The organism is Bacteroidota bacterium, from assembly GCA_018698135.1.
In the GTDB taxonomy this organism is placed as follows: Bacteria; Bacteroidota; Bacteroidia; order CAILMK01; family JAAYUY01; genus JABINZ01.
On the sequence record JABINZ010000021.1, the window covers coordinates 1 to 11,978 of the forward strand.

At 34.8% G+C, this 11,978-nt stretch carries 8 protein-coding genes; 1 reads left to right on the forward strand and 7 read right to left on the reverse strand.

Annotated elements, in window-relative coordinates; all coding sequences use genetic code 11:
* The 7 genes from HOG71_01545 to HOG71_01575 form a co-directional block, all read right to left on the reverse strand.
* Window positions 1-948: hypothetical protein (locus HOG71_01545; GenBank protein ID MBT5989512.1), on the reverse strand; the 948-nt coding region annotated here is incomplete at its 3' end.
* Window positions 949-1,219: 271 nt separating this feature from the next.
* Entirely contained in the window at window positions 1,220-2,302 is a 1,083-nt protein-coding gene (locus HOG71_01550) for an aminopeptidase (protein ID MBT5989513.1), read from the reverse strand.
* Window positions 2,303-2,307: 5 nt separating this feature from the next.
* A complete protein-coding gene (gene tilS / locus HOG71_01555) occupies window positions 2,308-3,651 on the reverse strand; it encodes a tRNA lysidine(34) synthetase TilS (GenBank protein MBT5989514.1) in 1,344 nt (447 codons plus the stop codon).
* Between the two features lie 11 nt (window positions 3,652-3,662).
* On the reverse strand, window positions 3,663-4,967 hold the full coding sequence (rimO, locus tag HOG71_01560) for a 30S ribosomal protein S12 methylthiotransferase RimO (GenBank protein MBT5989515.1): 1,305 nt from the start codon (window positions 4,965-4,967) through the stop codon (window positions 3,663-3,665).
* A gap of 8 nt (window positions 4,968-4,975) precedes the next feature.
* Window positions 4,976-5,944, reverse strand: coding sequence for a signal recognition particle-docking protein FtsY (ftsY, locus tag HOG71_01565; protein MBT5989516.1), 969 nt, complete (start codon window positions 5,942-5,944; stop codon window positions 4,976-4,978).
* 7 nt (window positions 5,945-5,951) lie between these two features.
* Window positions 5,952-7,790 carry a DUF3857 domain-containing protein gene (locus HOG71_01570; GenBank protein MBT5989517.1) on the reverse strand — a complete coding sequence of 613 codons (1,839 nt, stop codon included), beginning with the start codon at window positions 7,788-7,790 and terminating at the stop codon, window positions 5,952-5,954.
* 11 nt (window positions 7,791-7,801) lie between these two features.
* Window positions 7,802-9,781 carry a DUF3857 and transglutaminase domain-containing protein gene (locus HOG71_01575; protein ID MBT5989518.1) on the reverse strand — a complete coding sequence of 660 codons (1,980 nt, stop codon included), beginning with the start codon at window positions 9,779-9,781 and terminating at the stop codon, window positions 7,802-7,804.
* A 195-nt stretch (window positions 9,782-9,976) separates the two neighbouring features.
* Here HOG71_01575 and HOG71_01580 point away from each other — a divergent pair, with 195 nt between their 5' ends.
* Window positions 9,977-11,971, forward strand: coding sequence for a T9SS type A sorting domain-containing protein (locus HOG71_01580; GenBank protein ID MBT5989519.1), 1,995 nt, complete (start codon window positions 9,977-9,979; stop codon window positions 11,969-11,971).
* Window positions 11,972-11,978 lie beyond the last annotated feature (7 nt).

The window sequence follows — 11,978 nt, forward strand, 5'->3', positions numbered from 1 at the left end:
CGACAAGGAATATCCCTGTGTAATAGGCGGTGCAGTTGGTATTGTCAATTTCCTATCCAAAACAGGCTCATAATCACCAAACGAACTTGGTTTTATCCATGCTTCAAAAGTAAACTGATTAATAAGCTGCAAATTATTTGAGCTGATATTAACATAATCATTAACACCATCAAAATATAGCCCGTTGTTTCCATAAGAAATAGGTGCTGTAATGGTATCTCTACTAGCTGAATTAACTAAAAAGGCTGTATTTGTTTTTTTAGAAGAATCACTCAATTGTATTCCTGATGACTTATCAAATTTCCAGTAGGCAACTAAGTTATTATAAAAGCTATTACCTATTACCTCATCATATAGTATTCTGCGATACATTCTGGAGTAAATCTGATCTGCAGTTAAAGCCACATTCCATATTTTAATCTCATCCATTCTTCCTTTAAAAAAGGTAGGAGTTGGTGAAGTATGGTCTTGTCCAATGTATAAACTATCAGTCGTATTTACAATTGAAATGGTGCCAAAAGTAGCTGTTTTTGCTAGCCTTCCATTGACGTAGATATTTGCATCTGTACCGTCATATGTTACGGCAATATGATTCCATGAATTTTGTGATAGCTGTGAGCTGGTGTAAATCTGTTTTTGGCCACTGGCATGATATAAAGTAAACCAAATGGTATTGTAAATAATTTGCAATGTATATCCTTTGTTTGGTGTTCTGGCAGCCTTTTCAACAACAGATGTATAGTACTGAAAACCATCTAAATACACCCATGCTTCAATGGAAATATTAGCCGTTGGATTTAAACTGCTATGATTTGCAGCACTGATATAATCATTACTTCCGTCAAGCTTGACAGAATAAGGGTTGACCTCGATAGCTCCTTGTGCAGAAGCTGTGATTGAGATAATTCCAGAAACAAATATGATTAGTAGGATTAAAATTTTCTTCATCTTTCAATTTTAAATTAACCAGGTAGCTAACATAACCCAATCATTGTACCATTAATACTAAACAACATTTGTCGCTGAAAATGTGATCATTAAACATGTTGTATAATATTGAGTTTTTCCACATATGGGAAAATAACCCTAAATTAAAATACGAGATCTATCTTCTTGATTATTAATTAACAATAACCCAAACTAAGCATTTCCAACAAGGTTGTTTAGACTTGTTCTCAAGAAGCAAGTATGATGCAAAAATTACGTTTACGACAACTATTTAATTCATAAAGTCAATTTCCTTAATAATCTTTTCAGGAAGAGCTTCTTTATGAACTAATATAGCAACCGTATTCATCCTGAGATATTGCTCACTCATATACCAAAAACCTTTATAGCGGTGTTCTGTTCCCCAGGAATTTTTTGTAATATAATATTTCCTTCCGTTTTCATCTAATGACAGACCTGTAATATGCATTAAGTGATCATCAGTAGACTCAAATTTATCAAATGCCGTTTGACGCATTTTTTGAGTCACTTCGGTTGTTTCATCAGGAAGTTGAGCTAATCCTGTTTTGCGATCAAAATTCCCACTAACATCTCCATCCCAACATATTGAGTATCCATTTTTCAATGCATGCTCCATAATTGTCATTAAATCGTCCAAAGGAACATTTAAATAGGAATCAAAAGACCAGTTATCAGGAACCTGAAGCACACAATTAGCATAATAAGGATAATTATTATAGGATGTGATTTCGATGTAATCATCTGTATTAAACTCAGTTGATGCAAAGAAAGACTTGGCTGTGAAGGAATTGCCTTTGTATGTAAAATCTTTTGGTTGGCTACCAAGATATTCATCCAAAGTGGCAATAATTAACTCATCTGAAAAGGTGCTTTTTGATTTTAGCCTTTTGCTTAAAGCTTCCTTGGTTAATAAACTTAAATAATCATCCAATTCGCTATGATCATGATAGTCTTTCCCATAATTAAGACCTGGGTATACCGATTCAGGCACAAAGCCAGATAGTTTAATCGAATTTATTACGTCATGGCCCTGACCTCCTGCTGAGAAATTTGCTTTTCCTTGCATGCGGATGTAATTATCGGCTTTGATAGGATAAACGTTTCTAACTATATACATCTCTGACAAATCATATTCGCCTTTTTCCATGCGCAATAATTCAGTTTCGACAAATGAAATACCGGCAAATGCCCAGCAAGTACCTGATCTGCTTTGATTTTTTACTGGAGTTGTTTTTACATCATATTTAGTTACAAACGTCTTTTCCTCCTGTGCAACAACAGTATTCAACGTAATTAGAAAGCAAACGCTAAGCAATAGTGCTATTTTTTTCATGTTTATTATTTTCGTGTTAGTACAACTTTAAGAATTCTATTTGAATTTGAAGACACTTTATATCTTTCATCAATTCGGTGTGGTGCAACCCAAATTATATCATCTCCTGAAACAAGCAAAATGATATTGTTCTTTTCACCAGATTCAATTTTCTGATCAATAAAATAATCGCTCAGTTTTTTAATGCCCTTATTCCCATAAGGTATAAAGCGGTCTCCTTTTCTCCAATTTCGAATAGTAAGAGGGAAACTAATTTCATCGAAATTGAGATAGGCATGATATGGATTCTTAATATCATCAATTTCCTTATGTCTAATGACAGAAAACGCTATTGTCGCATACTGTATTGATACAATCTCATCTTCCTTATTAACAGTTATTTCCAATCGATTTTGAGAGCTGCTCTTTGAAATCACGAATTGATCTCTATTTACTCGAAGCACATGTGTGTTAGAATAAAATTTCTTACCCGTTTGCATGGAAATTGAAGAGGTAATACTTTTAATTTGCATGCTTGTAAATCCATATATTCTAAGGATCTCATACAAGTATAACTCATAATATGCATCGTATTGAATTTGCTCAAAATCAATATATAATTTGTTGTCAATTATTCGACTAATCTTTTGAATTCTTTGTTCTAAATGATGGCTTATAAAGTCTGAATATTTTTGAAATAGAATAGCATTACGCGAAACGGTATCGTGTATATCTGGATTAATAATTTCTAGTTGTGGTATTACATTTTTTCGAATTCTGTTACGCTTAAAATCAACATCATCATTTGATTTATCGAATCGAAATACCAGATTTCTCTCTTTAGCATATTGCACAATTTCTTCTCTATCGGCAAATAATAAGGGTCTTACGATATTCCCTGATTTGAGTTTAATCCCCTGAAATCCTTGATAGGCAGTGCCTCTTGTTATGTTTAATAATATGGACTCTGTTTGATCATTTTTGTGATGAGCAGTTAAAATAAACTGAAAATTATTTGACTTTGCTAACTCGTCAAACCATTGATAACGAAGTTCTCGGGCAGCCATCTCAATTGAAATTCCATTTTGCTTGGCATATGATCGACAGCCAACTTGTGAGCAATAGAATTCAGCTTTATTTTTTTCAGCTAATTCTCTAACAAACTGTTCGTCTAAGTCAGATTCTTCTTCTCTAAGCTGAAAGTTCATATGGGCAATAGCATATTGAAAACCAGCTTCTCTAATCAAATCACACAGAACGATGGAATCAATTCCCCCGCTTGTGGCGATTAATAATTTATCCTTCGCAGAAAATAATTGATTTTTCTCAACGAAACTTATTAACCTATTTAGAAATAATTCTGTTTGCAAAAATATACTCTTTATAACTCAGCTTCTAAATCATAATCTGTTGCCGATTGTATGCGAACTGTATAGAAATCACCAATATTAAGCTTGTTTTTCGTGTTAATTAATACTTCATTATCTACCTCTGGACTATCCATTTCTGTTCGCCCAACAAAATGATCACCTTCTTTTCTATCAATTAAAACACGAATTTCTGTACCAACCTTATCTCGATTCTTTTTTAGCGATATATCCCGCTGCAAGGCCATCAAAATATTGGCTCGCTCGTCTTTGACAACTTCGGGAATAGAATCGTCCATTCTAAACGATTCGGTACCTTCTTCGTGGGAATAGGTAAACACACCCATTCGGTCAAATTCTATCTCTTTAATAAACTCATACAATTCATCAAAATCCTCTTCACTTTCTCCCGGATGACCTACAATAAAAGTAGTCCGAATTGCCGCACCGGGCAGACTCTTGCGAATTGATTTGACTAATTCAATCGTTTTCTCTTTATTGATTCCCCTCTTCATTTTTTTAAGGAGATGACTCGAAATATGCTGCAAAGGAATATCTATATAATTACAAATATTAGACCTCGAAGCCATCACCGCAAAAACATCTTTTGGAAAATTTGTGGGGAAAGTATATTGTAAACGAATCCATTCAAGACCCTTAATATCAGACAGTAAGGTCAATAATTCTGCAAGCCTTCGTTTTCCATAAATATCAAGTCCATAATAAGTTGTATCCTGAGCAATTAGAATGATCTCTTTCACTCCTCTTTGAACCAAAGCCTCCGTTTGAGCTACTAGTTCTTCTATTGGAACAGATCTATGTACTCCCTTTATTCCCGGGATTGCACAAAAAGAACACTTTTGGTTGCAGCCATCAGAAATCTTTAAATAAGCATAATGTGCAGGAGTGGTTAGTAAACGTTCTCCCAGAATCTCTTTCTTAAAACGTCCACCCAATGTGGCAACAACTTCTTCTATGCTATGCACACCAAAATACGAATCTACTTCTGGTATTTCGGCTTCCAGATCTGCCTTATATCTCTCTGAAAGGCAACCTATTACATAAACAGCTTTGATTTGATGCTGATTTTTCGCTTCAACAAATTCTAGAATAGAATTTACTGACTCTTGCTTAGCATCATTCACGAAACCACAGGTATTAACAATTACAACATCATTAACCTTTAATTCCTCTTCATGAACTACGGCTATGTTGTTGTATTTCAGCTGCCCAAGCAACACCTCCGAATCATAGGTGTTTTTAGCACAACCAAATGTAAAAACATTAACTCTGATATTTTTAGCAGGATTTGTATGCATCGAATTTCTTATGAGCTAAATAATGAGTCGACAAAAACCCGTTTATCAAAAAGTTGTAAGTCCTCAATTTTTTCGCCTACTCCTATATATTTTATTGGTATTTTAAATTGATCAACAATACCTATAACAACCCCACCCTTTGCTGTTCCATCTAATTTAGTAATGGCCAAAGTATTCACCTTCGTTGACTTAATAAATTGCTTAGCCTGCTCAATAGCATTTTGACCAGTTGAAGCGTCCAAAACAAGAACCGTTTCGTGAGGAGCATCGGGAATTACTTTTTTGATGACTCGATCAACCTTCTCCAATTCGTTCATTAAATTCACCTTATTGTGTAATCGGCCAGCAGTGTCTAAAATAACCACATCGATGTCTTTTGCGATAGCAGACTGAACTGTGTCGTAAGCAACCGATGCAGGATCACTGCCCATTTCACGACTTATTACCGGCACTCCAGAGCGTTCACCCCAAATTTTTATCTGATCAATAGCAGCTGCTCGAAAAGTATCCCCGGCACCAATCATGACTTTTTTACCCATTGTAGTAAATCGATGCGCTAATTTCCCAATAGTAGTTGTTTTGCCAACTCCATTTACACCAACAACCATAATAACATAAGGTTTGATTGAATCTATGCTTGAAATATCAGTGATCTCAGGTTTATCGTGCTCACATAACAATTGCTGAATTTCATCTTTTAAAATTAAATCTAATTCAGCAGCATTCAAATATTTATCTTTTGAAACTCGCTTTTCCAGACGTTCAATAATCTTGACAGTTGTTTCAATACCCACATCAGATGATACTAAAATCTCTTCCAATTCATCAAGAAAAGATTCATCTACTTTGGATTTGCCTACTAAAGCTTTACCCAATCGGGAAAACAAAGTGGTTTTAGTTTTCTCTAAACTTTGCTCCAATTTCTGGGCAGCTTCTAGTTTTTGTTCTTTATTTTTAAAGACGTCAAATAATCCCATCTTTTGTTTATTTCTTTTTATAAATCAATGTATTGAACTCCTCTGAATTCCACAAAATCATCATTTCTCTAACATGCAGATAATCCTCATTATTCAATAATGTTCGGTTAAAAACAATGCTTTTTTTAATATGAGCTTTCCGTCTTTTCAATTTAATGTCAATGGTTAGTTCACCTACATTGTTATTTTTAACAACAGTGTATTTCTTCTTTGAAAAATAATCCCCTTTGTTGAGTTTTATTTTGAAATCGTACTCTTCCTTTGCTTTTGAAGGAATCTCAAACATAGTCTTTCGTTCAACCTGATTAATATCTAAGTGCCATGATGCTATTCCCAGATTATAGTGTGGCAAGGTCAAAAAGAAATAATTATCCTGTTTGCTGATAGTGGATGATTTGAGTTGAGCATCTAATTCATATTCTGAGGCATAGGAGTTTAATTCGTAAACATCTGCTTTTGATTTTTCATTATTCTGAACACTAATTCCTGCATATAAATTATTAAATCCAGCTTTTTGGTTTTTAATAATCCTAATCCATGGATTGAAACCAGCTTCATTCTTTGCAAGCAAATCAACTTTATCTCCCATTCTGATATCAGCAAATAAAGATGCAAAATTGTTAAAAACAGGCTCCTCTTTTATTTCAAACATCGATATTCCATTATAGATAGCTACCAATGATTTACGCGACAAACTGTATTTCAAATTGAAATCAGGAACAAAGTCTACGGGTAAATATAAAAAGCTTTGACCCTGATTTATTCTAACAACAAAATCATCAAAAGCATCCAGTACACCAACATTTTCATCCATTTTATAGTGAGAGGAGACCATGATTGGGAAAGCCTTTATTCCTTTATATTGAAGACAAGCTACCATGAATGCTGCTTTCTCCAATTTGGTTCCTGCTCTTGACATAAAAACTTCCTGTGGAGTTCGCACCCTATATTGTGTATGCGCTAGGCTTAATGGATAAGTGGCAATATTGTTAGCAATCTTTTCCTGAAGATTCAGAATTAGTTGCAACTGACCCTCTGAGCTTTCTTCAATATCATCAACCCATTTCATCATTTTTTCATTCATTTCAAAACGAAATGCTTTCTGAGAAATAAAGCTGAAATACAATTCTTTCATCGATTTATTACTAAACTGGAAGTAAGGCTCGCTAACAGAAGGATGTGGCTGATGAGGTTCTAAAGAATAAGCAGGCAAGTCATTGAACGCAAATGTATGCACATTAAATCCCTCCTCGCTACTTGTATCAATCTCCCAAGGTCCTATATTTTTTAATGAAAAAGTCATTTGAAGACTTTTGGGAAACTTAATTCGAATAATTAACTCATCGCATGGGGCACTTTGATAAATGCGCTCCTTCCCCATTAATGCTGGAAGAGATTCATTATTTGATGTAAGAGTATATGATAAATGAGATACAGCTCCAATTTCTAAACCTGTATGGGTGACAACTAACCTTCTAAGATGGTTGTAGGCTGGTGCATTGGTAGCTTGATGTGGAAGTACTTCATTAAATGCATTTTCAGGTGTTTCAACTTTTTTACCATCTTTCATTATGGTGTAAGCATAGTCAATATCCACTTTTTGAACCTTCGGATTATAAATCACACTGGTTTCGCCATACTTTCTATGGATAGCATAATAACTCAGGTATTCTAATTCCTGTTCGTATTTCATGCTAAATCTTCCATCTTCATGAAGCGTATACTCCTTGACAATTTTTTTGTAACGGGCATCATTCTGTTCCTGTGCTTGGATGTGAAAAGCAAACAAAAAGGTAAAGAATGCCAACAGCATAAATACTCTCGAGCAAAATAGCTTATATTTCATCTCTATTCTTTTCATTTCTTAACTGATTTCTGTGTGATAACAATTTTATTCTCGGCTAATTCTTTTTGTGCAATTAGCGCATCCCTAAATGATTCCCATTCAGCTACATCATATACTCTTTTCTCAAGGTTGATTTTTTCAATTAATCTGAGTTTCCCTTCTTCAGCAGTTATACCACCTTCAAAACTAGCAGCCATTACTTCATACTTCTTCATCGACATAAGATGTACTCCAGTAACAGACTGATATCCTGCAGGAATTTTAATATCCTCTTCCAGAACAATATATTTGGAACAAGCATCTTTAAAAGGAAATTGTCTTTTTTCCAACCTTGAATTCACTCGCAAATGATAATTAAATCGCTCAAATAAATTCGAAGCAACTATTGGCGTGAAAATTAAATCTCCATCAAAAAATCTGGCATAATCAGGGATAACGAAATCGACATAAATTTCAAATGGTTTTGAATAATCATATCCATTAGAAAAGCTGATTTCTTTAATATTCATTTTCGGGAATTTTCTATAAAGCTCCGCAGATATCAGACTTTTCCATTCTGAATAAGGATTTCTTGTTAACTGGCTTCGGAATGCAGCATCGGATTGCCCTTCAGCAACTAATTTCAGTTCTCCTTTTAGTGTTCCGTCTTCCAGTAATTCAGTATTGCCATGTAGCTTGTAAAAATGATTTTTAGAATTAGCTATCGGAATAATCTGTAAGTCTTCACCTTCGGCTGTTCCAATTATATAATTCTGCTGTTGCTCTCTACTTGACCAATTTTCCCTAACAAAAGGAACCCAAGTTGGATCCAGCATCATAAACTCTCCATTTGCCAGTTTAACAGCAGTAACAGAATGATTAAACTGATCAGCTGGAATATCCTCAATCCTACTACCTGCCATGGTCATAGCAGCATAGCTTTCGAAACCAGCTGATCGAAGCATGCAAACTAACATACCAGCTTTGTCTTTACACACACCACATCGATCCTCAAAAGTCATTTCACCTTTATGCAATGTATAACCTTCGCCAACTCCCATGTTTAAACCAAAATACCTGACGTTATCAGCTACCCAATGGTTTAATCTTGAAATTGAATCCAATTCATTTGTTGCACCAACTAATATCTCGTTTACTTTCTTATCAATTTCAGGCGTAGATTCAAAACTTCCATAATCCTCATTTACACCATAAAACCACTTCGATTTAGACTCCCAATTTGGTGCAGTAGTCATTAATAGTTTTGTAAACACATTTGAAGGAGAAACCATATTGGATTCACTTTTCATTGGCTTTATATCTCGTAAAGTAAATGAATATCCTTGCTTTTCTCCACCTACAGACAGTTCAACTTCTAATTCACCATTATATACTTGGTAATTTAATTTCTTACTTTTAGGCAACCTCAATCTATATGATTTTTCGAGTATGTGTTGATCCGACCAAAATGGAACAATATCATAATAATGACCACGCATAGGAGGAATGTATCGCTCGTCAGCATCGTCAAGCAATAAGGCATAGGTATAGCCTTTTTTTCTTACTTCTATTTCGATACCATCACCAGGCTCTAACCAACCAATCTCCACCATTTGTTCTCTTGCACCCCAAAGTATCACAGTTCCAGGAGCAGGGTAGTCATAAATTCTATCTTTTGTTAGTGTTTCTATATTCCCATTTTTTCGATAGATAATTACTTTTTCAATTTGGAGTTTTGCACTCATGGGCTCATAGGCAAATTTCATAATGCGCATGTCCAATGCCCCTTTTTCATCAAGTATTTTAAACAATTGGTGTAAACGGAAATAACCCAAACCACTTTCTTCAACATCTACTTTGGTGTGATCAAAAATTGTGAGCACATGTGAGCCCGGATAATCGGTGGATGTACCAGCATTTCGAATTTGTTCTGTATAATCAGTTGCTTGTACTGAAAATTGGATCAAAACAAAACTTAAAACAAGCAAACAGTATTTAACAAAATAGCGCATTTAACATTAATTTAACCCTGTTATTAAGAGCAACAAAGGTAAATCTAATTAATGTATTAAAGGTGAAATCGATTTGTCCATTCCATAAGAACCTGATATAATTTGCATTTGGAAAGCCTCGAACCTTTTTCTATTATCAAAAAATAAAAAGATATAAAACATTAACTTTACCTTGATTATAAAACTTATGAAAAAATGATGAAACGCTTTTTATTCTACTTGGTTTGTTTCCTATTTTTAATGCCACTCTTTGGGCTTGCTCAACAAGCAAATTGGATTGAGAATATTTCTACAGAAGTTGGTATTGATACAGCTAAGGCTTCTTATGTTTACGTTACGGATGTTAATAATGACGATTATCCCGACTTGATATTTGTTTATGCAAATTTGAATAAAGGGCAAGTATCCCTTTACATGAATGTTCAAAAACCAGGTTCATCCGATCCAACTGAAAGATATTTTGTTGACACAACTGCCTGGTCGATGCTTGATTTAAAACGAAATGGTGAACACGGGCGCATAGTTGATAACATTGCATTTGCTGATGTTGACAATGATGGGGATGTAGATGCTATCACCAGTATATACTACCACCGATGGGAGTATTACCATCCTGATTCATTGGATCCCGGAGACAGAACTGAACTAATGCTTAATAGAGGAAACGGACGATTTGATCTGTTTGAAGGAAGTGGATTAAACAAAATTGGCCCTCATAGTGGGCATGATGAGGGTTTAGTCAATATTGGCGGCATCTCCTTTCTGGATTACAATAAAGATGGAAATATTGATCTTTTTCTTGCGTCTTGGTTTGATGATTATAAAAAAAATCTGGATAATGGTGGCAGCAATGGCATGACTTCCAGTTATTTATTAAAAGGTAATGGAGATGGAACCTTTACAGATGAAAGTTTTTGGGGAAAGATAAAAACCAACGTATTTCCGCTGTATGGATCTAATGTTACGGATTGGAATAATGATGGGTGGATGGATATTGCCACCGCACCTTATTGTCGAAGCAGCGGTAGTTTATGGGCCAATGATGGAAGTGGTCGTTTCACTGATGTGGCTTCACAAGTTGGATTCAATACACAAAAATTAAATGGAGATGGAGGACAGCATCTCTGCACCTGGGCCACTCAGCCTGCTGATTATGACAATGATGGCGACATGGATTTTTACTATGTGCTGGTACATGGTGGATTTGCAAATGGAGAAGGACGGTCAACATTAGTAATCAATAAAGGAGCCTCTGAAAACTATTCTTTGGATTGGGCTTTAGACAAAATACATCGAGATCCTCCCCGTCCAAGTCATATTGGCGATTATGATGCAGCTTGGTTTGATTTTGATAACGATATGAGGTTAGACATTGTAAGTGGTAGCGGTGGATATGCTTACAACCGCAGATTATTTTTTCTCCTTCAAGATGCAGATAATGAAATGCAGGATATTTCAAGCGAACTTAAAATCATTTATCCTGATGATCAATACAAAGAAATTAGTTCCATTCAACCAATTGATTTTGATTTGGATGGAGACGATGATATACTAATAGCCCATGGAGATGGTACTTTCACCCCAAAAAACACAGTTACCCTTATTGAAAATAAAATTGGTCAAAACAACAACTGGGTGGGGATCAAACTTTTTTCACCTGCTGGTTCAAACTTGAGTGGCATTGGCAACCGGATTACTGTTTGGGCAGGAGGAGTTCAACAAACTCGAGAAATTAAGGCTGGATTCGGGCATTTTGCCGGACAACAACCCTTCATTACAAATTTTGGTTTGGGTACAAATAATAAAATTGATTCTGTAGTCGTTCGCTGGCAAACAAATCCAACTACTTATACCAAAGTAACAGATATCCCTATTAATCAAATTAGTATTGTGAATGAAAACGGATTGTGGGGTAATTTAGCTATCAATGAAAAACATTTTTCATCTATGCAGCTTTTCCCAAATCCTGCCAAGGATTATTTAGTTGTAAAATTTGATCAACTAGTAGAAAATGCCCAATTTTCGATTGTAGATGTTAGTGGTAAACAACACTATTTCAAACAATTCGATAATTCAATAGGTTATATGATCAAATTAGATATATCTAATTTGGCAAATGGTTATTATATACTGAAATTTGAGGATCAATCCTCTCAACAAACAAGTATGGCCTTTATAATTAATAAGTAAAATCGTT

Coding starts and splice junctions, on each gene's coding strand:
- HOG71_01575 (MBT5989518.1), bottom strand. CDS start 9,781: ATGCGCTATTTTGTTAAATACTGTTTGCTTGTTTTAAGTTTTGTTTTG.
- HOG71_01550 (MBT5989513.1), bottom strand. CDS start 2,302: ATGAAAAAAATAGCACTATTGCTTAGCGTTTGCTTTCTAATTACGTTG.
- ftsY (MBT5989516.1), bottom strand. CDS start 5,944: ATGGGATTATTTGACGTCTTTAAAAATAAAGAACAAAAACTAGAAGCT.
- HOG71_01570 (MBT5989517.1), bottom strand. CDS start 7,790: ATGAAATATAAGCTATTTTGCTCGAGAGTATTTATGCTGTTGGCATTC.
- HOG71_01580 (MBT5989519.1), top strand. CDS start 9,977: ATGATGAAACGCTTTTTATTCTACTTGGTTTGTTTCCTATTTTTAATG.
- rimO (MBT5989515.1), bottom strand. CDS start 4,967: ATGCATACAAATCCTGCTAAAAATATCAGAGTTAATGTTTTTACATTT.